Below are 22006 nucleotides of genomic sequence, written 5' to 3' on the forward strand. Positions count from 1 at the left end.
TTCTCTAGGCAGTCTAGAGGTAAAGTGCCGTGACGAAATCAAATACCACTGATCCCGGGGAATCCAAATCGAGCGATCTGATTCAGGGAACCTTGGAGATGCTCATCCTGAAGACGCTGGCGCTTGACCCGATGCACGGTTACGGCGTCGGGCTGCGCATCGAGCAGATTAGCGGCGGAGTGTTCAAAGTTAATGCGGGCTCGCTGCTTCCGGCACTCAGCAGGATGGAGCGCGCAGGCGATGTCAAGTCTGAGTGGCGAGCTACGGAAAAGAATCGCCGGGCCAAGTATTACCTACTGACGGCGAAGGGCCGCCGGTCACTCTCGACAGAGACGGAGCAGTGGCAACGCCAGATCGGCGCGATTGCGCGCATTCTTGAAGCCTGACGACGCAGACCAGTCATAAGCGAGGATCGATATGGATTGGCTCAAAAGCCTTGCCAAGGGAATTGTTTCTCTTTTTCAACGGCGGCTTGTTGAACGGGAACTCGACGAGGAGTTGCAGGGCTACCTTGAAGCCTCCGTGGCACATAAGCAGAGCAACGGCATGACCGCGGAGCAGGCGCGCCGAGCTGCAATGGTGGAATTTGGCAGCGGCAATTCTGTGAAGCACCAGATCTGGGCGTCCCGCTGGGAATCGGCCATGGAGGGAATCCTGAAAGACATTCGTCTGAGCACGCGCAGCCTGCTGAAGAGTCCCGGCTTCACCGCAACAGCACTGCTTTCTCTCGCGCTTGGTATCGGCGGCAATACTGCAATATTCACTTTGATCAACCAGGTTCTGCTTCGCAATCTTCCAGTTCGCGACCCGCAACAACTGGTTACATTTGGCAAATCTGAATACGGTGGCGTTGCAGGTGGTATTGATCTGGGAGGTTTTGGCGGCTATTTCCCATGGGACTTTACGCGCCAGATGGAGGCGAATCCGGGCCCCTTTCAAGGTATCGCCGCATATGGCAGTTTTTCAAACCAGGTAAGCATTCGGACTCATGACGACGGTGCCGCATCAAGTCAAAGTTCACCAGCTTTGCTGGCACCTGCAAATCTTGTGTCGGGCAACTATTTCAGTGTGCTGGGCGCTCAACCCTTGCTTGGCCGCACCATTGTTCCGTCGGACGACGCTACGCCGGGAAGCGGAGCGGTTGTCGTATTGAGCTATCACTTCTGGCAGCAATCCCTTTCTTCCAATCCGCACGTCGTGGGAAAAACCATTTCTATCAACGGGACTCCGTTTGAGGTCGTCGGGGTCATGCCGCAAGCATTTCACGGTATCAAACAGGACCTGGAACCGACAGAACTGTGGACGCCGATCAGTATGCAGACCGTAGTACTACAGCAGCCGACGATGCTCACGCCGCACTCCGGTTTGTATTTCCTTCATCTGTTCGCGCGGCTGACAGAAGGCGCGGCAGCGCACAAGGCCGAATTTGCGCAAAGCCAGAACTGGCTGAATCAGCAGATCCGTGATGGCATGCGCGAACGAGAGGGAACGAACATTCCGGTCGACCGGCAAATCGAGATCAGCCGAATAGAGGTTCCGCTTGTTCGAGCCGCGCACGGCGTTTCACTCGTTCGCAGCCAGTATGGAGAATCGCTCCAGATCCTCATGATCGTTGTCGCATTGGTGCTGCTGATCGCCTGTGCCAATCTGGCTAACTTTTTGCTCTCGCGGGCTACGACGCGCCGTCACGAAATCCTCACGCGACTGGCCCTGGGATCGAATCGCATGCGCATCGTGCGGCAGGGATTGGTAGAGACGTTCCTCCTGTCGTTCGTTGGAGGGTTTATGGGACTGGGGATCGCCTTCGCAGCGACCCGCGCTTTGATTGCATTTGTCAGCCGGGGCAATGCTTATGTCGATTTGAGTCCAACCCCTAATTCCGGAGTGCTGCTCTTCACGCTCGGCGTTTCTCTTTTGACAGGGATTTTGTTTGGACTCGCGCCGTCAATTCACGCGGCGCGCATTGGAAGTCATGGAACCTTAAGTGCCGGAGCACGCACCGCTGCAAGTGCTGGCGGAAAGATGGCGAGGTTCTGGCCCAAAGCGCTGGTGACGCTTCAGGTGATGCTTTCGCTGGTCCTGCTGGTGGTGGCTGGCCTTTTCCTTAGGACCCTGCGGAACTTGCAGGATCAGGATTACGGCTTCGAGCGATCTCACCTGCTGCTGGCCGATGTCGGAGAGCATCTGGCGGGATATGCGCCTCACCAGGTAGCTGCACTCCACCAGACGCTGCTGGATCGTCTCTCTGCGATACCGGGAGTGCGCTCGGCTGCACTGTCTGCAACTCCACCGATCAGCTTCGGTTCCTGGACTTCTAATATTTCACTTGCCGGTTATACGCCTGCTCCCAAAGAGAACATGGTGTCGATTTTGAATCGAGTTTCTGGGCAGTACTTCGAGACTGCCGGAATCTCGATTGTTGCAGGCCGCGCGATCACTCCCGCGGACACTACAAACAGTCTCAAAGTCGCCGTCGTGAGCCAGACGCTGGCAAGGAAATACTTCCCAAAGGGAGATGCAATCGGGAAGCAGCTAACCATCGGGATCGATTCGGTAAAAGGTCCATGGCAGATTGTCGGAATTGCAAGGGACACGAAACCCGGCGATCCGCGCATCACCGATCCTGTGAGAATGACGTACATTCCCCTCTCGCAGATCGAAACGTATCTTCCTGCCGCTGTCGCATCCGTGAGCGGAAAAGCTGGGCAACCGACGCCTCGCGAAGAGAACGAAGATTGCTATGCGCACACAATCTTGATTCGCACGACGAGCGACCCTGAGAAGACAATCGCGGACCTTCGAGCCGCTGTTGCGCAGGTCGACCCGAACCTTCCTCTTCTACAAGTCACCACAATCCGCGATCAAGTTTCTAACCTTATCTCGCACGACGAACTCATCTCGACCCTTACCAGCCTGTTTTCACTACTCGCACTGCTGTTGGCGGCAATCGGGCTGTACGGCGTGATGAGCTACAACGTGGCTCGTCGTACCAACGAGATTGGGATACGGATTGCGCTCGGCGCTCAAAGTGCAAATGTACTGCGGATGATCATGCGCGAGTCGCTGGTGCTGCTGGCAATCGGGACCGTACTGGGCTTGCCACTCGCGGTGTTGGCGACCCGTATCATCAAGGAACAATTGTTTGCCGTGGGCTCCATTGACCCAGTTTCATTCGCCGTCGCGTTGCTAGTGGTGAGTCTGATGACGATGGCCGCCGGATGGCTGCCGGCTCGCCGCGCCGCCGGTGTCGATCCGGTTACAGCACTTCGATTCGAATGAAGTTGATCATGACATTTTGAGCGCCACTGGCTGGTTCCAGGGCGCAACGCTTTCTTCGTACTCCATCGGATCGCCGAAGCCCTGGGTTTCGACGCCGAGCTGGCGCAGAGCGTCCAGGGCCATCAAACGGCGGTGCGCGTTGAACGTCATGATGTGGGCGAAGACGCCTCCAAATGTGAAGGTTTCTGCCGGTTCACACAGGGCGTCAACGAATGTATCATCCCAGGCGGAGCGGTTGCGGATGTCGGCGAAGATCCGATGCAATTCGGCATCGGTTTTTTCGAGTCTTTGCATCATTGCTTGCGGGGAGCGCTGCGACGGGGCTGGGCCGTTCATATCCATCGGGGTTCCGGAAAGCGCAGCGGTCCAGACTTCCTTGGTGAAGATGATGTTTTCGAACAATTGCCGCAGAGTCTTATTCGACTCCCGCCAGGGGAGCAGTTCAACGACGGTCGGCATTGGTCGATCCAATAGTTCGTCTGTCAACGCGCTCGCGTATTCCAGCAAGCGCCGCGTGTGCCAGGAGTCGTTACCTGCAAAGCGATCGAATAAATCCATGTCTCCTCCTCCTTTTGTTGGGGAACCGGGGGCTAAGAAGTGAATCTTGTTGGACGCCGGCAGATGAAAGTGAGGATCACGCATGCGGCGGTAACGGCTGGGGGATATCCGGAAAGACTTCCGGAAGGCGCGAGAGAACGCTTCTAACGATCCGAAGCCGGCGTCCAGAGCGACATCTGTGACCGACGATCCCGTGTGCGCCAGGTGGTATGCGGCTCTTTCCAACAAGAGACGTCGTCGCATGGCCGCGGGAGTTTCCTCGATAACATCTCGGAATAATCGATGAAATTTGGTGCGGCTTTGATAGGCCCTGTGCGCCAGGTCTTGCGTTTTTGCTGGTGTATCCAGAGAATTTGCGACAATCGTAGCGAAGCGGTCTGCCATGTCCGGACTTTTCAGATCAGGCATGTGTCCGCCTCCTCATGATGAAAGAATCATAGACAAGAACGAAACCCTCCGCCTGATCGAGCGTCCCAATGTTTGCGACCGACTTTCAGTTTTGAAGAACTATTTGGGTGGGTTCGGCGTCCAGTTCAGAATTAGGTTCAGAGATGAGGTTCCGGCGGAGTTTTCGCTGATGATGAGGAATCGTTTGCCATCGGGGGCAATGTCCCAACTCATCGGGCCGGTGCGAATTCCGGTGTCTACCATCTCTGTGTCGAACAGAGCGTGGGGTGTCATGGATTGGAAGGTTGGGCTGGTGGTCACGGCTGCCGCCATCATCTTCCAATCAGGCGAAATGAAGAACAACTCTTTCCCGTCGCGCCGCCAGCGAGGCATTACCCCACCGCCGCGGGATACTAACCATCTGCCTTTGTTGCTTGCAGAAGGAAAGGGGATTACGTAGATCTCACTTTGTCCGGATTCATTGGACGTGTAAGCGACCCAATGCCCATCGGGTGAGAACTGTCCTTGATCTTCAGTGGCCTGTGTCTGCGCAAGAACCAGGGGATGCAGGTCGGGCTGTCCGATCGGTAAGGCAAAAAGGTCTGCTCCGGTTTGAGGATTGATCTGGGCGTAGATCAAGTAGTGCCCGTCGGGTGACCAACTTTTGGGAACCGCCAGTGTCGGCGATGCAAGCAGGAGTTCTTCAGGCGTACCGCCGCTCGTCGCTATTCGGTAGATGCCCTTCGATCCGTAATAGGCGATGTAGCGGCCGTCGGGCGACCAGGCAGGATTCATCCCGCCGGACGAGCCAAAGGTCAACCGGCTGATATTACCTTTTTCAAACTCAAGGAGCGAGATCGCGCCTCCCGGATCGCCGACGAGTCGCTTGCCGTCCGGTGAGATCATCGCGACGCCGCCGGCATCGCCGATCGCGCCGAGGTTGTTACCCTGGCGGTCGCGCCAGACGTACTGCCAGCTACTGCGCGTGCCCGAGACGTAGGCCAGCACTCCATTGTAGGAAGATGCGGTCAGCCACCTGGAGTTTGTGCCCACCGCGATCTCCTGCGCGACTGGAAATGGGTCGCTTGACGGTTCGAGTCGCTTCATGTCAAACGGCAACGCCATCAAGGTGCCGGCGCGAGTGAACATGATGGCGCCCATGCGGCTGCCGGGGATTGGTGCAACGATCGTTGGTGGGGTGACATCGGGCAGGATTCTCCGGGCCTCCGGTCCATCCATCGAATCGAGCCACAGCCCGGAGTCCATCGCGCGCCCAACCAGATTGCGCGTGGCGATGTAGTGACGGCCATCGGGCAGGAACGCCGGGAAAAGCTCGGTGATGCCGGGATGGCCAGGGAGTCGAGATACCGCCCCTCCTGCGTCAGAGACTCGCTGCACTTGTGTGAGAGCGCCGATGAGAATGTCGCCGCTTTGATTCCATGTGCCACCGACGGCGGCGAGCGCGTCGCAGAGGGTTTGAACCGGTCCACCAGATCGCTCGACTTTTTTGAGCCGGGCATCAGCGAAGAAGGCGATAAACCTGCTGTCGGGCGACCAGAATGGATCGACCGCATTCTCGGTGCCTGCGAGTGGGACCAGATCCTGCGCATCAAGAGCGCGAATCCAGATCTGCTGTTTGCCATCCTTCACCAAAACGACGGCGATGTGGCGGCCATCGGGCGAGACCGCAAGCGAGCGGACCCGGGACTTTTCCGGAAGTAGGATGCTTACACGGCTTAACGGCTGCGGTGGACCTTGTCTGCGGAAAAAAAAGAAAGCGATAACGCATACGAGCAACAGCGCCGCCACTGCGGCACCGAGCAGGAAATTATAAGAATGTGCCGGAGTAGCTGGAGAAACTTGTGCAATCGATTCCAGTTCCCATCTTAGATCGCGCGCGCTTTGCCATCTCTCATCGGGGTCAACTTCGAGGCAGCGGTTGACTATGCGATCGAGAGCAGGCGACAGAGTTCCAGCATTTTTCGAACGCTTGCCGGATGTCATCTCCGCCAGAATCAGACCGAGCGCGAAGATGTCGGAACGGAAGTCCGCCTCTTTTCCCTCCAATCGTTCGGGAGCCAGATAGGCCGGAGTGCCCATCACTCCTCCTGCCTGTGTAAACGATGGATCTGCAGCCGATTTTGCGAGGCCGAAATCGAGTACCTTCACGCCGGACTTCGTGAGCATGATGTTGGCGGGTTTGAGATCGCGGTGAACGATGCCCTTGGCATGAGCCACCGCTAGCGCCTCCGCGATCTGGGCTCCGAAGCGGATGGTGTCGCTAATCGACAGCTTGCCACGCTTGAGACGAGCAGACAGAGTTTCGCGATCGACCAGTTCCATTACTAGATAGTTGGGACCGACATCATAGAGCGTACAGACGTTGGGATGGCTTATGGCTGCGATGGACCGCGACTCCTGCTCGAAGCGGTCAATGAAAGCTTGCTTGCAGATTTTGATGGCTACCGGCCGATTTAGGCGGGTGTCTGTGGCACGAAACACGTGCCCCATGCCACCCTCGCCGATCACTGCATCGATTCTGTATGGGCCGAGCCGGAAGCCGGGAGAGACGGGGGCGTCGACCAAACCTGTAATGAGATCGGCTGCACGCTGATCGAGCAGCTTGGCGCCGCTCGGCGAGTTATGGGACAGGAGCTTTTCTACCTCGAGGCGAACTTCAGGGTCGGCACCGTCGAGAACTCCAGCGCCGTGCTCACATGCGGAGTGGTAGAGTTCCTCAATCTGCCGCCAGCGCTGCGAAGACAAGGATTACCTCACTGGGGATAAATGGTGGATGGTATTATGACGCCGACGGCGAGGGGTTGTACACGGCCTTGTCGCGCATGCTCCATCTATGAGGGTCAGTTGGGAGGTCTTGGCGGTGTCCGATCAGCCTCAGATGAGTTCCGAAGAGCCGTCAACGTCGGAAACGACTCAGCTTCTTCGAGCGTGGGCTGATGGTGACCGGGGCGCCCTGGAGCAACTGACACCTCGCGTCTATCGCACGCTGCGGCGCATAGCCGGATACCAGATGCAGCAGGAGCGCGCCGGTGACTCGATGCAGGCCACTGCCCTGGTGCATGAGGCCTACCTGGAATTGATCGACGTGACCAACGTGAATTGGCAGCACCGTGCGCACTTCTTTGCGGTCTCGGCGCAGATCATGCGTCATATTTTGCTAGACCGGGCAAGACGACGGGTGGCGGCAAAGCGAGGTGGGACCGCGGAACGCGTGAATCTGGATGAGTTGCCTGATCTCAGCGGTGACCGAGCGAGGGAACTGATCGCGCTGGAAGATGCTCTGAACGCACTGTCTGAGAAAGATTCTCGCAAGGCCCGCGTTGTCGAGTTGCGATTTTTTGGCGGACTGAGCGTGGAGGAGACGGCCGAGGTGCTGGAAGTCTCGCCCGAGACTGTCATGCGGGACTGGAAGTTTGCACGATCGTGGCTGCAGGCCGAACTCAGCAGCAACGGCTAGACTTTGCCCGTCAAAAAATATTTACAACTCGTGCCAGTTTTCTTCTTCGGATTGCGCCTAGAGGTGCAAAGGCGATCAGAAACGGTCCGGAACATACCGGCCCTCTGCTTCGCTCCCCACTTCACACCGATAAGGAGATCGAAATGAAGACGAGTATGTTCCGGATCTGCACAATTCTTGCACTTGGCGTGGTGGCTTCACTGCAGACGCTCAAGGCACAACAGCACACAATGGAAGGTGTTTGGAACGTGAGTGTCACCGTCACCAATTGCCAGACAGGCGCGATCATCAGGACTGTTGATTCGCTGCAGGCATTTCATCATGACGGGACGATCACTGAAACCGCCAACACCGCGTCTCGCGGAATCAGCGAAGGAGTTTGGAAACCCGTTGGTGAGCAGATGTACAAGGACAGTTTCTGGTTCTACCGGTATACGAGTACTGGAACATTTGCTTCACTCGCGCATGGGTTCGACACCATCACGCTCGGTTCTGATGGCCACTTTACGTCAACCGGCACGGTTCAGGACTTTGATGCGAACGGAAACCTGATTTCGACCGGCTGTGTCATCCACACCGCTTATCGGTTGGCTGATTCGGAGCGGTAGCGCGCGGGAAGGTTGGGCGAAGTATTCAACAAGCCGGCTGGCGAGTGTGCTCCCCGCACACTTGCCAGTCGGCTTTAGTTTCTCATCTGATTTGTTCCGAGAACAAAGGTGGCATCGCATCCTTCGGTTAAGATTCTTGAGTCCGGAGGTTGTTGATGATTTCGCATGTGCGGCGGCTTGCAGTTGTAACTTTTCCTATTCTTGCTCTCTCTGCCGGGTTTGCGCTTGGGCAAAACACCAGCGCGACCGTACCTCCGGTGATTGACGTTCACGTTCATGCGATGGACGAGTCGTTTCCCGGCATGGGAGCAATGTGTCCGAATGAATCGAAGTTTTTAGCCTCTGATCCGAGCACCAAGGAGGCTCCCTTTGGCTGGAGCCAGGAGGAGTGCAGTCCGAAACTCTATCCCGCGGCGAAGGGCGAGTATTTGAAAGACATGGTCGCGGAGATGGAGCGGCTGAATGTGACGGCCGTCGTCTTTGGCGATCCCAAGAGCGTGCAAAAGTGGAGAGACGCGGCGCCCAAGCGCGTGATTCCCGGGACGAGTTTCAGCCAGGGAATGACGCCGGGAGGGCGCGTTCCGCTGGAGGAATTGCGCAAGGACTTTACCAAGGATGGATTCAAGGTGATGGGGGAGATCGGGCTGCAGTATGAAGGTCTCTCGCCCAGCGATCCGTCGGTGGATTCCTATTTTGCTCTTGCCGAGGAACTCGATATTCCAATTGCGATTCATATGGGAACGGGCGGGTCAGGCCGCGCCAATGTGGCGATGCCGAAGTTTCGGGGATCAATGGGGAATCCGCTTTTGCTGGAGGAACTATTGGCTCGGCATCCCAAACTGCGCGTGCAGGTGATGCATGCGGGCTATCCGATGATCGACAACATGTTGACGTTGCTCCAGGCTAATTCTCACGTCTATGTAGATGTGGCTGGACTGATCTGGAGCTATCCTCTGAAAGAGGTCAACCGTTATATTCAGCGGATAGTGGATGCGGGGTTCGAAGACCGCGTGATGTTTGGAACCGACCAGATGGAGTGGCCCAAACTGATGGCGTATTCGATCAGCATCATCCAGAATGCCGACTATTTGAGCCCTGAACAGAAGCGGGACATTCTGTACAACAACGCTGCACGGTTTCTTCGGCTCGATGTCATGCAGGAAAAGTGAATCGGGCGGCGGACTCAATAGCTAGAACACGAATTTCAATGGAGCAGACAATGCGATCGAGAATTCCCCAATTGTTCTGCGCTGGTGCAGTGCTGGCGTTTTTGTTTTTGACCGGGATTGGAGCGTGTGCGCAGACAACGCCGAACCGGGTACTGCTGGCACTTTCAAAGCGCAACCACACGCTTGCCATTGTGGATCCGACGACGCTGCAGGTGATTGCTCGCGCCCCGGTTGGTGCTGATCCGCACGAAGTGATTGCGTCTGAAGATGGGAAGACTGCGTATGTCTCAATTTACGGAGGCGGGCGCTACCACGCGTTGTCGGTGATCGACTTGGTGGCGCAGAAGGCGTTGCCGGACATCGATACTGGAGCGCTGAATGGGCCACATGGGCTGACCTTCGTCGGCGGAAAGCTATGGCTGACGGCGGAGGGCGCGAAGGTGGTCGCGCGTTTTGACCCGGCGTCGGCGAAGTTCGACTGGGTAATGGGTACGGGGCAGAACCGGACGCACATGCTCTACGTGACGCCGGATCAGAAGCAGATTTACACGACGAACGTGAGTTCGGGAACGGTGAGCATTCTGGAGCAGGTAACGCTGCCGCCAATGGGCCCGCCTCCGGGAATGAAGCCTTCTGCTGGAATGCAACCTCCACCCGGGCCTCCAGGCGGGAATCAACCGCGCATGGATTGGAATGAGACGGTGATTCCGGTGGGGAAGGGCGATGAGGGGTTTGATGTTTCGCCGGATGGGCAGGAGCTGTGGACTGCTAACGCGCAAGATGGCACGCTGTCTGTGGTCGACTTGTCGACGCGGACGGTGAAGGCCACGCTGGACTCAAAGACATTTGGGGCGAATCGGCTGAAGTTTACGCCGGACGGAAAGCTGGTGCTGATCTCCATGCTGGGCGGCGGCGACCTGGTGGTCTACGATGCGGCGGCTCGGAAGGAATACAAGCGGGTGAAGATCGGGCATGGAGCCGCGGGGATCCTTGTGGATGCGGCGGGGAATCGCGCTTTTGTCTCGTGTGGTCCGGACAACTATGTTGCGGTAGTGGATTTGAAGACCCTGGAAGTGACCGGGCATATCGACGTTGGTGGGGAGCCGGATGGATTGGCTTGGGCGGTGCGGCCGTAGTTTTACGCGATCGCGTACGAGACGATCTGAATGAAAGTAGAAAGCCCGGCCAAAGCCGGGCTTTTCGTTGGAGCTAACGAAGTGAGGTTTAGACCATTGCCGCAACAGGTTGAGCCGCTGACGGAGCATCGGTAGCGATGGGCTCCACAGAAGTAGGCTGCGCAGGAACGTGCGCGCCGCGGGTGAGGCGATGGACAAAGTGATACGGAGGCCAGGGGCCGGATAGCTGCATCTGGCAGTCGCGCATCATGGCAGTGGTGGTGGTGAATTTGTTCTGGTAGCGCTCCACGTACTTGCGATCGATCAGGTGGGCAATGTCGAGGACCATCTTGCCGGTCTCGGTGAGGCGGCAGCTGACTTCCTCATCCAGGGGTGCGAAAAGGCGATGCATCTGGAAGCTGACGGCGCGTGCCCTCGTCTGGCGTTCACGCTGGCGGGTTGCCGTTTCACGAAGGTTGGTGAGGTATCCGCGGCCTACTTTGTCTGGTGAAAGCTGGCCAAGCTCGCGGGAGCAGGCGCAATCGTCGACCAGAATCTTGAGGTGCATCTCGGTTTTGCCGCGCAGTTTGTCGATGTTACCTAGAAACTGTCGCTGATTGGACCGGATGGATTTGCGGAGACTTTCGTCGTCGTTGAATACGGTACCGAATCGGAAAGGAAGTACGGTGGAATGTTTGAAGCAATCAGCGATGACGCGAGCATGATCCACGCCTGATTTTTGATTTAAAGATTCGGTGGGATTGTGTTCGCTGACGATAACGGCTAGGTCACTGGCTGGGTAAAGGAAGACCTGATTTCCGCTTACTCCATGTACAGATTCAAGCGGAACTGGTTTTCGGTGGCGGGCTAATTCTGGGAAGGCTTGTTTTTCACCAATGCAATAGGCATACCATGCCATATGAAGGCACTCCGTGTGCGGACGCCGGTAAGCGCGCCGCTCGTTAGTGAAGCTCTGTGAACTCAGTTAGAACAGCGTTTCGACACAGGGCGAAGGATCCCCAATTGGACTACCGGGAATACTAGTCCTCGCATTAGACCGCTGGCAATGATCTGCATCACGAAGCGCATAAAAGGTACGTAGAGATTGCAAAATCGCTTTTATTGCGTGAAAACACCGCTTAACGATATCGAGTTTTCCTCAAAAGAAGGGCAAAGTGGCAGGAAACGCGAGTTCTTGGCGCGGTTGTTTGAGGCTGCAGAGGCCAGATGCGGCAGAAATGAGACGCTGCTTAGAAGCGGATGATGTAGGCAATCCGGACGCAAAGCAGGACCGTGAAGAGGATGGAGAGCAGAAGAAGGATGGTGACAAGGCGCATAAATGACGAGGTGCGTTTGGCGAGTTTGGCGACATGTTCGATCAATTCGGCTTGATCGGCGGCGCTTTTCTGGACGGCTTCCTGTACGGTGGCGAATTCGTCCTGTAGGCGCTGGATGGCGCGCTTCTGCTCGGTGGTGTGGAAAGTGAGGGCGCGTTGATCTGCCTGAATCCGAGCGATGGATTCTTCGAGCGGCTTTAGATCCAGCTCTTGCATAGGGCGATTGGCGAGGAGATTGGTGGCGGCGGAGACAAAATTGCCTTCGAGGAGTGGGAGCATTTTGCCGACGTAGGGGAGGACGGTCTTTGCCATCCCGATGGCGCGTTCAAAGGGGGTTGGCTTTGGCGGGGTGGGGCGGGAGAGCGCGGTATTAACCGGGTTTGGAACTGGGACTGGGCGCGTCGCGGTTTCGGGGCGCTTTATTGCGGCTGGGTCGTCGTAGTTGGCGTACCTGATCCTGGGGCCGGGGGGGTGCGGCGGCGTCTGAATTTCCACGTCGGGGCCGACCTGCTTCGGGCGCGTTACGGGGTCGGTCGGATCTGGGCCAAGGGGATCGATCATAAGCACCGTCGTCTCTAACTATAGGGGAACCACCGTCAAAGCCCAATTCGGAAAAAACGGAAGAAACTCTCGTATTCTTGAGACCAGGAGCTCACTTTGAATCCTGTAATGGCACGTGTCCTGCGGAGTCTGCAGCGCAATATTCTGGCCGGCATCATTACGGCGGGACCGCTGTTTGTGACGTGGCTGGTATTCAGCTTTCTGCTGGGCAGTTTAGCCAAGGCGGGACTGCCCCTGGTACACGTGCTGGCTGCTATTTTCCCCGAGGACTGGCTGGCGGGTCCGGTGATGCAGTCATTTCTAGCCGTGGTGCTGACGCTGGTCGTGCTGTATGTGCTGGGGCGGGTTACTTCGCTGGTGATCGGGAAGCAGGCTTTCAGCTTGTTTGAGTCGATGTTGGAACGTCTGCCGTTTGTCGCGAAGGTGTATACCTCGGTGCGCCAACTGATCGACTCGATGCTGGTGAAGAAGGACACAAATCAGCGCGTCGTGCTGGTGGATTTTCCGATTGCGGGACAGAAGAGCATCGGGTTTTTGACGCGGACGATGGTGGACTCGAATAGCGGCGAGGAGGTGGCGGCTGTGCTGCTGCCGAACGCGATCAATCCGACTTCGGCGTTTCTGCAATTGCTGCCGCTGAGCCGGGTGACGATGACCGACCTTACCATGGAGCAGGCGATGAGCATGCTGATGACGGGCGGGGCAGTGGCTCCGGAGAGCTTGGTGTTTTCGCGGCCTGAAGTGCTGCGGGAAGAAGCGGGCGCTGTTCTTATTCCGCCGCGTTAGCTGTTGGCCTATCAACGTCATCTGCGGGATGGTGGTCGGCGATCTCTTCAGCGACTTCGCTTTCGTGGGTGACCTTGCGCAGGCTGACATGTTCGAACTGCGCCCAGATGAGACCGACGGGGATGACGGCCAGGAACGTCACGAGAAGCAGGGTTGCCGCGCAGGCAGTGGCTGCCTCAGGCGAAGCGCCGAAAAGTCCGGTAAGCGCAGCAGCGACGGCAACAATTTGGGTGAACCAGCCTAGGACGGGCAACTGGAAGATGCTTGCGCCGCCGCTGGCGATCATGAGCAGAACGCACTTGGGTGGAGTGATTGAAGCCAGCTCGTGGCTGGCTGTGAAGGCCTGACAGGTTATCAGGTAGGCATAGGCGATAAGAATCCACATTCCGATTGATAGAGAAGCGGTAACGGCGAACTCCGAGAAGGAGCGCATGGTATCAAGGCCGGCGTGGAAGGTGCGGATCTTTTCACCGATAGCGGCACCGAGTTTTTTGGAGATTAGGCCGAAAGCTCGCTCGAAGAACGATGCGACTGGAGCGCCCCAGAGTCGAACGGCGACCAGGAAGAGCGCGCCGAAGAGCGTGAGGGCCAGGCCGCCATACCGCGCGAAGAAGGTTGCGAGCAAAGGGGAATGACTTTGCATGGCAGAGACCATACCTGAGTGGCTGGTTGCCTTGACGATGTCGGCTTCCGGAATCCAGAGCATAGCAATTGAAAAAATGAGCGCCATCGATCCGGCGTCAAAGAGCCGCTCGACAATGTATACAGCGAATTGAGAACTGAGCGGCAGGCCGGTCTTTTTGGAGACGAGGTAGGGGCGGACAGGGTCGGCGACGCGGCCAATCAGAGCAATGGCAGCGAATCCCATAACCTGGGTTCCGAGAAGAGAGAAAGGAGGAATTTTCTTGTTGTGCTTGAGCAGAGTGGCCCAGCGGACAGAACGGAAGACGAATGCCAGATAGATACAGCACATTCCAACGGCAATCTTGCGCCAGTCTGCCTCTGCCAGTTGTGTCCGAAAGACGTGAAAGTCAAAGCGGAACCTCTGGCGGCCCCAGAGGAAGAGTGCAACCAGCGCTGCCAGGACTACGAGGCCCAGAATCCACTGCTTCTTGTTCAAGCGTTCTCCGTTTCGTTTGCTGCATTTGATTTTATGGGTATAGAGCGGGTCCGCAGCAGACCAACGTAATGTCTGATGTACTTTATGGGAGTTGGTGCGCGCGAAGGGCTGCGGAATGTTCGCTGCAGGAAGAAAACGTCGAGTTTGGATGCTGCTAGGACTTGATGATGATTAAGAGGATGACTGCCACGATGGCGGCGAACGCCAGCGCATAGCCGATTACCCGGCGAGCGGTCCAATGGCGGAACTTCTCAAAAAAATAGGGCCTACGCAAATCCCAGACGCCTCACAGCAAGATCCTGCTATTGAATTTATATGATCTGATGCGGATCGAATCCAGAACCTCGCGGATCACAGGACATTTCGCTGCAACCTTGCGGCGAGCGACCAAGTCGGTCGTACGTTCAAACCTTTTGTGGAAAACTGCAAATTTCGGGGAGTATGTACTTTACTCAATGGGTCGCCTTTAGGGAAGTGTGTATGTGGACCCGTTTTGAGCCAACAACACTTCTGTTGCTTTTCTTCCTGAAGGCGGTGGATGGGCAGCCACAGAAAAGTCCAATAAGCAATCAACAAATACTAGCGTGGGCCCGGAAAGCGAAGTTTTTCCCATCTTATGCCAAACGCCATTCACATCTCGGTAGCTCACAAATCTCATGTCATTGTTGAATGCCAAGATGATGTTGATTGCTCCGCCGCGATAGACAATGAGGCAATGCGTGAAGGCGATGCGAGGCGACTTGCGTTGAAGGATGAGGTTAAACACTGCTGCGTCTTCTGGCGAATCCAACTCCATCCGGCAATCAGAGAATTTTGCATTTCCGACTTGTACAGTCTCGGGTCCAGCTGAACCCGGTGGACGGTCAATGCTCTCCACTCTCATCCCGCCCGGCGCTTGATCCCTGCAATTGGGGAGACTCGGCTGTGTGAGTTTCTCTGGGTTGGTCACTCCGATTCTGGAGCGATAGTTGATAAATTCAGAGGCGGTAGGCCAATAGCTGACCGCCTCTGAATTTATTTGCAGCATCTTTTTGCCCAAAGCTTCAGTAATCTGAGGTTTCGCCTTCACATCTTGATCTTTTGCAACCGCCAAGAGACCTTTTAGTGCCGGAAGCCGCTCTCCCAGTTCTTTACTTGATAGCTTAGAAACATTCTCGAATTGATGATCTACGACATCACGAATAAATGGTTTCAGGTCATCTAGGCTCGTCTCAATTTTCGACAAGTGCGTGTTCGCTTCTCCCATCGTTTTGATGGGTTCCTTTAATTGATTACCAACTTCTATAGATATTTGGTTTTTTTGGTCATTTTCAAGGTGCGGCTCTATCCATGTAAGGAACATGATGGGAATGCCGATCACTGTCGCGACAAGAGAAGCCAGAGCCATATAGAATGACCCGTCTTTTGGCTTGGCGGTTTTAGACTCCACCATCGATTGAACCTCAGCGGGAAATTGCAACTGGGAGTACTGCATCAGGCAAACTCCTGCGGTACGCTTATTGAAAGCGTTGCCCGACGCGCGACACATCAGAAACACAAGCAACCCGCTGGCAGGCGGGTTTTCTTGTGTAAGAATCCTAATCTATTTAGGCCACCCGATAGCCGGTTTCTTCTTGGCTAGAGACTTCTTAACCGCATCCTGCCATTTGCCCTTGATCTTGAGCATTTCAGGCTTTGGTCCGGTCTTCGCGGTTTCTTCTTCGCAGGCTTACACATGGTTTGGAGAGGCTTTGTATGTCAGTCTCTTACCCTCAGCCGATTTTACCGCCAGAATCGTTCTCTCGCCGTCATTCAACCTGCGATTATTCCAAAGGAAGTCGTACTGCCAGAGATAACCATAGATACAACTCAACCAGACAAGGAGCTCAATCAAGAGCCGCCTCCCCGCACGCCGTTAACCAGCAGGTTCACCGCCGCGATTTGCACGACCGCTGCAATGTTTGATGTCCCAAATATTTTCTCGGCAGAATTGTAGTGATGCGCTAGTTCTCATTCTCTTTTTATAGGCTCCGATGTAATCTTCTTTCACATTCCTTTGCTCTCTTCCCCGGAAAGTTCTGGAACAGTGAAGACCACTGCGGAACGGGACGTGCTTCTCGAAGTGATCGAGAGATGCGCATGGTTGATCGACTACTACGGCCGCAGCGGAGGGAACGATCCGTCTGTACTCGTATTCAAGACGACGATGGAGCGGGCGATTCGCAATCTCGAATCGCTCATGCCAGCGACTCCGTCCGAAGTCGGTGCAGAATCGACAACAAGGTCGCCCAAGTCCATCGCCAAGTTAGATGACTGAAGCATTGATCTGGCCGAGGCAAATCCGCGCCTTGCGGCTGCTTTCACTGAACCAAATCGCTGTAGCTTACTGTGACCAGCTAGACAAGAACTTCTTGACCTCGATCGCATCGATATAGTGCGATCTCGATGCGGTGTATATTGCGGGTGACGTGAATTCCGCAGAAACAGCTGCTCCGCACGGCGTTCGGCCTCTTCTGTGTTCCGTGATAAATGGGATCGCAGGGGCGTTGGGCGTGGTCGCGGCTTTCTTGTTCGTCTTCGGTGGCCACTTCCTTCAACTGTTTTTCGGCGCTGGCCGAATTTTTGCCGAGATGGAGTGCATGGCTGTTGCGGCTGTGATTGGGCTGGTTGCCGCTCTGCTGAAAGGTGCCGCTGATCGCGTGGAAGATCCCCACTTCAACGAGACTGTTGTTCTCGCGCTGGGCAATGTACAGGATGCGCATCCGCCTAAAGAGCCATCGCAGCAGTGAGTGGTTATGTGGTTTGTTATGAACAGCTTTAATGCGCGGTACATGACACAGTGGAAGTAGACTCCGACACAATCTCAACTGTTCGGAAGAAAGAACACGATGCCCCATGCTCAAAATGAAGGTGTTACAGGCGCCGAACCAGTATTAAAAGCAAGAATTCTATTAGTAGACGATGACAAGTCAAACCGGGATTCACTCGGGATGGTGCTTCGATTCAGTGGATTCGATGTAGTGACTGCGGCAGATGTAAGCGAAGCACTCGGACAGATTGGCTCTCAGACCTTCGACGTTTTATTGACTGACCTGCATATGCCGGATCCCGGGGACGGATTGACGGTTGCGAGCGCAATGCGGCACTCGCATCCGAAAGCCGCAACGTTTATCTACAGCGGTTATCCGGAGATGTCTGCAGCAACGGCTGCAATTCTTCTTCAAACCGATCAGGTCTTATTAAAACCGATGGCGCCCGGTTCCCTTGTTGAAACGATCAGGAAGCGATTGAAGGAGGGCCGTAAGAGTTCAGTCAATGAGATCGAAAATGTGTCTACGATACTGGAACGCGAGTCGAAGAATACAACTGATGACTGGTATAGGTGCGCGGAACGCGAGTCGAGCTTTATTACTGTTCACTTAGAGAAAAGCGAAAGGTGTGCACATCTACCAGCAGTTTTCCGCGATCTTGTTCATCGACTGCGCAACCCGCTGCCGCTGGGCACGCATGCCCTGGTTTCGGCTGACGCTGCTGAACATGGGCGGATGAGATTTAGACAAGGTTACACGGCTTCCATGCTGGTGGAGGAATCCCGGATGCTGCAAGTCAGCATCTTTCAATCGCTGCAGAATAACCTGCAGAAGGTGGACTTCAGCTTACTTCTGGTTGACGTTATGGTGATTGCAGATGAAGTTGATTCGCAGTTAGCACAGGCAATGGCAAGTTACATCGCTGAAGCCAAACTGAAGCAACTTGCGAATTGACACTCTTCACTCGTTCCTAATTACTTTGCCGGAATCGAGGGCGTGCTCGGTTGCGACGCTAGAGGAACTAATTTGAGATTTGGCCATTCTGTGGGAATTGGCTCGAACTCTGCGTTGGGCCATTGTGTCGGGATCGGTTCAAATCTCGAGTTGGGCCGCTGAGGCGGAAACGGTTCCAACTTCGCGTGGAATGATCGCAAGAGATTTTGATTAAACGGGCAAGACGGCGCGATGGGAATTGAGAACGGCGAATGGACTGCACTGTTGGCGTCAAGCTGCGCGTTGTTCCAAGGAAACGACTGCAGGTTGAAACGTTGCTGCCCTTGCCTTGGCGCCGAAATGTCCGGCGTGGATCGTTTGCAATCCGTCCATCGTGGAGTGCCTTGGCGGCTCTCGTCGACTCGTGATGATGTTCTGGGAGTGGGCGGAGCCGATTGACACGTGCCCATTGCGCCGGCGCAGAGGAATAAAGCGAGGATCTTCAAACGCATCGGAGTTGCCTCCGTTTCTAAGCCATCACTGCGGCTAAAGTATACGTCTGTGTCACGTGTTTCTGCATCTTGCCGGGGCGCGGCCAGCCATGCAATGACGGCTCATGGAGAAAAGCAACCGCAGATCCTTCGTCGCTTCGCTTCTCAGGATGACATCGCGAGTTGCTCCGCTGTTTTGCGCGCTTGAGTCGAGTGGTTTTGCTTTAGCGGGTTGGAGAGGATTGCAGACTGGCTAAAGGAAAAGTCACTTCTCGGGTTTGAGCTTGTCTGAGCTGGGTTTGGCGGGCGGTGACTCGGCGATTGAACTCGTGGATTACGCGGGCTACGTATGCGCGGGTCTCATGGTAGGGCGGGATGCCGTGATACTTGTCTACCGCGGCGGGGCCGGCGTTGTAGGCGGCGAGGGCGAGTGCGATGTTGTCGTGGTAGCGAATTAGCAGGTTATTGAGATATGCGGAGCCACCGCGGACGTTTTCATCGGCTTTGAAGCTGTCGTTGACCCCTTGTTCAGCGGCGGTGCCGGGCATGAGCTGCATGAGTCCGCGAGCACCGGCGCGGCTGACGGCGCGGGTGTTGCCGTTGCTCTCGGCCTTGACGACGCTGGCGAGGAGGTCGGCGTCGAGGTTGTGCTGCTGTCCGGCTTCAGAGAGCATCTGGTGGAGGTCGGCGGGGCTTAGCGTTGTTTCCGCCCTGAGTGATTTCGAGTTGGGCGCGGCCAGTGACGGTGGAGGATCGGGGACGGTTTCGTAGCCGGCGATCTCTTCGGGACGGAACTCGATGTAGCTGGCTTCGCCGGTGCCGGTGTAGAGACGAACCATGGGGCCGACCTGGGCGTGGTGATTGCAGCGCATGTCAAAGCCGTTGGCTAGCAGGACACGCTCCGCGGCAAAGGCGGGGCAGGCGACTGCTGTGCAGGCAAGGGCCGCGGCTGCGAGATGGAGGCGAAAACGCAAATTCAGGGTCCTGTTGGTTCAAACTTTAGCAGAAGTTCGGCGGGCTACTACCATCTCCAAAGTCACGGCTACGCCATCTTGGTCATTGGGGGCGGTTTGCTTCCAGCCGCGGGTTTTGGCGAGGGTGCGCAGGTCGTGGGCGGCATTGGACATCATCACGGCCTGGCCGGCCCATTCGAGCATGTCGACGTCGTTCCAGTTGTCGCCGATGGCCATGGTTTCTTTGCGATCGACCCCAAGGCGGGCGGCGAGTCTTTCAAGCGCCCATCCTTTGGAGACGCCGGGGGGCAGGAGGTCGAGAATGGAGAGGTCACGGGCTGGATACTCGGTGCGGACGGCTTCGCAGGAACCGGCCCATTCGCTGGCTTTGAGAGCTTTTTCAGCCTGCTTCATCTTGTCGACTCCACCGGTGACCATGCCCTGGATGGGGTCATTGCCGTCGGTGAGGGCGTCTTCGAGGGGCTTTACGATGTCGATGGCGTCGCGGTTGGCTTCGACCCACAGGGCGATCCGCTGATGTGCCTGTTCGAAGTCTTCGAGGATCAATTCGCCGCGTCCCACTTGATCGAATGTGAATACCAATGTTCCGAAAGGCCTTAGCAGAGTGCAGATGCCGCGTGCCACCCGAGCTTCGAGGTGGGAGCGGTCGACCGGCTCTCCGCCAAGGGTCCGGGTTACTGCTCCATTGGACGTGATGAGAGGCATATCCGCTCGCAGGCCGAGGCCTTCGAGGAGGGGAGCGGTGTAGGCGGTGCGGCGGCCAGTGGCAATGGCCACGGTGATTCCGGCGGCCTGTGCCGCCTTGAGCGCCTGCACGTTGCGGGGGCTGATGGTCTGGCTGAAGGTGGGCAGCAGAGTGCCGTCCATGTCGATCGCCACCAGGCGAACGGGGGGATGCATATATCCAGTGTACCGGCGGGAGACGCCGAGCGCTGGCGGGCGGGGACGATGTGATGGTTGGCACGTCGCGGCAAGCGGAGAATATCGCAGAATCGGCGCAAGTGAGGTGCGCGATGCAGCCAAAGGTACTGATTGCTTACGTGACGCGGAGCGGGTCGACGGAAGATGTAGCCGAGGCGGTTGGAACGACGATGGAGCAGGCTGACGTCCTCGTGGATTTGAAGCCGATGGCAATGGTGGAGGCAATCGCCGATGGGACGCCGGTGGTCTTGGGTGCGGCACTTTATGTTGGACATTTTCCGAGGGAGTTTCACGGATTTATGAATCGCTTTCGGCGCGAGCTCGAGAACGCGCGGCCCTGGATATTCGTGCTGGGACCAACGGACAAGGATCCCAAGCACTTTACGCAGGCTGAAGAGCAGGCTCGCAAGGAACTGGCGAAGTATCCATGGCTTCATGCGGCAGATGTGCGTGTGGTGGGCGGGAAATTTGATCCGCATCATTTGAAGCTGACGTTTCCATTCAACCTGGTGATGAAGTTTCCCGGCAATCCCATGAGGAAGATGCCAGTTTCGGATACACGGGACTGGGAATGGATTCGCCGGTGGGCACAGTCGATTGCGGAACATGTGAAGAAAGGACCCGACGCCAATCGCGGAGAGTTTGCGGAATACACTTTGTATAAAAACAGTATGCTGGGCAAGTGATGGATGGCCACCACTTGCGCGCTACCGCGACGCTTTGATTGATGGAGTGATTCGATACACTGGCAGCATGGAACGGATCTGTACACATTGCCATGCGGAACTGGCGCATGATACGAAAGCGGACTGGTGCCCGGCTTGCGGTGGTTCGTTGATCGAGCGAGAGTCGTTGCCACAGGCTGAAGTGAAGGTGGCGCCGGTGGAAGTGGATCATCGTGGGATTGTGCTGCCGAGACGGCATGCCCTGGGCGGGATTATTACGCCGCAGTAAATTCGCAGGAACTCTCAGAGACTTAGTGGGGTGGCCTTGATCACTATCGAGCGCATCACGCCCGAGACTGCTCTCGTGTTGAAGGATGTGCGGCTGCGCGCACTGTTGGATTCTCTGACGGCTTTTTCGAGCACGTATGCGAAGGAGTCGCTGTTTCCCGATGAGGAGTGGAGGAAGCGCGCGGTGCGCTGGAGCAGCAATGGGTCGGCGATTTTTCTGGCGATGGAGGGAGATGCCGTGTGCGGGATAATTGGCGCGTATGAGGAGGTCGAGCAATGTGCGCAGGTGATTTCGATGTGGGTGGCTCCGGAGGCCAGGCGCGCGGGTGTTGGAATGAAATTAGTGGAAGCGGTGGCGGATTGGGCGCAGTCTCGCGGAATGCGCGAGTTGAAGTTGATGGTGACCAGCGTGAACGACGTAGCGATCGCGTTTTATCAGCGCATGGGATTTGCGATGACGGGTAAGACTGGGGTGTATCCGAACGATGCGGCGATCACGGAATTTGAGATGGTGCGCAGGTTAGTTTGATCCGCCTCCGCCTATCTA

General features: G+C 56.3%; 21 protein-coding genes. 13 read left to right on the forward strand and 8 right to left on the reverse strand.

The genetic code is table 11. From position 1 onward, the window contains the following. Positions 1 to 29 precede the first annotated feature (29 nt). Both P8935_RS12420 and P8935_RS12425 read left to right on the forward strand, forming a co-directional pair. The gene (locus tag P8935_RS12420) at positions 30 to 386 is read left to right on the forward strand and encodes a PadR family transcriptional regulator (protein WP_348260607.1); all 357 of its coding nucleotides are present in this window, start codon (positions 30 to 32) and stop codon (positions 384 to 386) included. A 31-nt stretch (positions 387 to 417) separates the two neighbouring features. Continuing rightward, positions 418 to 3279, forward strand: a complete 2862-nt coding sequence (locus P8935_RS12425; protein ID WP_348260608.1) for an ABC transporter permease — start codon at positions 418 to 420, stop codon at positions 3277 to 3279. Between the two features lie 6 nt (positions 3280 to 3285). On the opposite strand, the gene P8935_RS12430 is transcribed toward P8935_RS12425, so the two are convergent. Both P8935_RS12430 and P8935_RS12435 read right to left on the reverse strand, forming a co-directional pair. Then, a complete protein-coding gene (locus tag P8935_RS12430) occupies positions 3286 to 4245 on the reverse strand; it encodes a helix-turn-helix domain-containing protein (protein WP_348260609.1) in 960 nt (319 codons plus the stop codon). Positions 4246 to 4344: 99 nt separating this feature from the next. Then, entirely contained in the window at positions 4345 to 6990 is a 2646-nt protein-coding gene (locus P8935_RS12435; protein ID WP_348260610.1) for a protein kinase, read from the reverse strand. A gap of 115 nt (positions 6991 to 7105) precedes the next feature. Here P8935_RS12435 and P8935_RS12440 point away from each other — a divergent pair, with 115 nt between their 5' ends. From P8935_RS12440 to P8935_RS12455, 4 genes are all read left to right on the forward strand, one after another. Next, on the forward strand, positions 7106 to 7702 hold the full coding sequence (locus tag P8935_RS12440) for a sigma-70 family RNA polymerase sigma factor (RefSeq protein WP_348260611.1): 597 nt from the start codon (positions 7106 to 7108) through the stop codon (positions 7700 to 7702). Positions 7703 to 7845: 143 nt separating this feature from the next. Beyond that, a complete protein-coding gene (locus P8935_RS12445) occupies positions 7846 to 8310 on the forward strand; it encodes a hypothetical protein (protein WP_348260612.1) in 465 nt (154 codons plus the stop codon). 155 nt (positions 8311 to 8465) lie between these two features. Continuing rightward, entirely contained in the window at positions 8466 to 9479 is a 1014-nt protein-coding gene (locus P8935_RS12450; protein WP_348260613.1) for an amidohydrolase family protein, read from the forward strand. 50 nt (positions 9480 to 9529) lie between these two features. Further along, positions 9530 to 10615: a YncE family protein gene (locus P8935_RS12455; RefSeq protein WP_348260614.1), complete on the forward strand. Its 1086-nt coding sequence runs from the start codon at positions 9530 to 9532 to the stop codon at positions 10613 to 10615. An 88-nt stretch (positions 10616 to 10703) separates the two neighbouring features. Here the strand turns inward: P8935_RS12455 and P8935_RS12460 are convergent, their stop codons facing one another. Both P8935_RS12460 and P8935_RS12465 read right to left on the reverse strand, forming a co-directional pair. Beyond that, a complete protein-coding gene (locus tag P8935_RS12460) occupies positions 10704 to 11513 on the reverse strand; it encodes a GvpL/GvpF family gas vesicle protein (protein ID WP_348260615.1) in 810 nt (269 codons plus the stop codon). Positions 11514 to 11844: 331 nt separating this feature from the next. Beyond that, positions 11845 to 12492 (reverse strand): hypothetical protein, encoded by a 648-nt coding sequence (locus P8935_RS12465; protein WP_348260616.1) that lies wholly within the window; start codon positions 12490 to 12492, stop codon positions 11845 to 11847. A 96-nt stretch (positions 12493 to 12588) separates the two neighbouring features. Between P8935_RS12465 and P8935_RS12470 the strand changes: the two genes are divergently transcribed. Further along, entirely contained in the window at positions 12589 to 13278 is a 690-nt protein-coding gene (locus P8935_RS12470) for a DUF502 domain-containing protein (protein ID WP_348260617.1), read from the forward strand. Here P8935_RS12470 and P8935_RS12475 read toward each other — a convergent pair. Both P8935_RS12475 and P8935_RS12480 read right to left on the reverse strand, forming a co-directional pair. Then, positions 13262 to 14398: a lysylphosphatidylglycerol synthase transmembrane domain-containing protein gene (locus P8935_RS12475; RefSeq protein ID WP_348260618.1), complete on the reverse strand. Its 1137-nt coding sequence runs from the start codon at positions 14396 to 14398 to the stop codon at positions 13262 to 13264. The two genes, P8935_RS12470 and P8935_RS12475, sit on opposite strands and share 17 nt — an antisense overlap. Before the next feature lie 466 nt (positions 14399 to 14864). After that, complete coding sequence (locus P8935_RS12480) at positions 14865 to 15872, reverse strand: hypothetical protein (RefSeq protein WP_348260619.1); 1008 nt, start codon at positions 15870 to 15872, stop codon at positions 14865 to 14867. Positions 15873 to 16463: 591 nt separating this feature from the next. Here P8935_RS12480 and P8935_RS12485 point away from each other — a divergent pair. The 3 genes from P8935_RS12485 (at position 16464) to P8935_RS12495 (ending at position 18141) form a co-directional block, all read left to right on the forward strand. Continuing rightward, positions 16464 to 16694 (forward strand): hypothetical protein, encoded by a 231-nt coding sequence (locus tag P8935_RS12485; RefSeq protein ID WP_348260620.1) that lies wholly within the window; start codon positions 16464 to 16466, stop codon positions 16692 to 16694. Positions 16695 to 16929: 235 nt separating this feature from the next. Next, positions 16930 to 17166 (forward strand): hypothetical protein, encoded by a 237-nt coding sequence (locus tag P8935_RS12490; protein WP_348260621.1) that lies wholly within the window; start codon positions 16930 to 16932, stop codon positions 17164 to 17166. A gap of 99 nt (positions 17167 to 17265) precedes the next feature. Next, positions 17266 to 18141, forward strand: coding sequence for a response regulator (locus tag P8935_RS12495; RefSeq protein ID WP_348260622.1), 876 nt, complete (start codon positions 17266 to 17268; stop codon positions 18139 to 18141). A 694-nt stretch (positions 18142 to 18835) separates the two neighbouring features. On the opposite strand, the gene P8935_RS12500 is transcribed toward P8935_RS12495, so the two are convergent. Together P8935_RS12500 and P8935_RS12505 are read right to left on the reverse strand one after the other, a co-directional pair. Beyond that, positions 18836 to 19585: a lytic transglycosylase domain-containing protein gene (locus P8935_RS12500; RefSeq protein ID WP_348260623.1), complete on the reverse strand. Its 750-nt coding sequence runs from the start codon at positions 19583 to 19585 to the stop codon at positions 18836 to 18838. A gap of 18 nt (positions 19586 to 19603) precedes the next feature. After that, positions 19604 to 20485: a Cof-type HAD-IIB family hydrolase gene (locus P8935_RS12505; protein WP_348260624.1), complete on the reverse strand. Its 882-nt coding sequence runs from the start codon at positions 20483 to 20485 to the stop codon at positions 19604 to 19606. Positions 20486 to 20598: 113 nt separating this feature from the next. Between P8935_RS12505 and P8935_RS12510 the strand changes: the two genes are divergently transcribed. From P8935_RS12510 to P8935_RS12520, 3 genes are all read left to right on the forward strand, one after another. Continuing rightward, positions 20599 to 21192: a flavodoxin domain-containing protein gene (locus P8935_RS12510; protein WP_348260625.1), complete on the forward strand. Its 594-nt coding sequence runs from the start codon at positions 20599 to 20601 to the stop codon at positions 21190 to 21192. A 67-nt stretch (positions 21193 to 21259) separates the two neighbouring features. Further along, entirely contained in the window at positions 21260 to 21460 is a 201-nt protein-coding gene (locus P8935_RS12515) for a hypothetical protein (protein ID WP_348260626.1), read from the forward strand. A 30-nt stretch (positions 21461 to 21490) separates the two neighbouring features. Further along, positions 21491 to 21988 carry a GNAT family N-acetyltransferase gene (locus P8935_RS12520; RefSeq protein ID WP_348260627.1) on the forward strand — a complete coding sequence of 166 codons (498 nt, stop codon included), beginning with the start codon at positions 21491 to 21493 and terminating at the stop codon, positions 21986 to 21988. The last annotated feature ends 18 nt before the right edge of the window (positions 21989 to 22006 follow it).

The organism is Telmatobacter sp. DSM 110680 (assembly GCF_039994875.1).
Taxonomy (GTDB): domain Bacteria; phylum Acidobacteriota; class Terriglobia; order Terriglobales; family Acidobacteriaceae; genus Telmatobacter.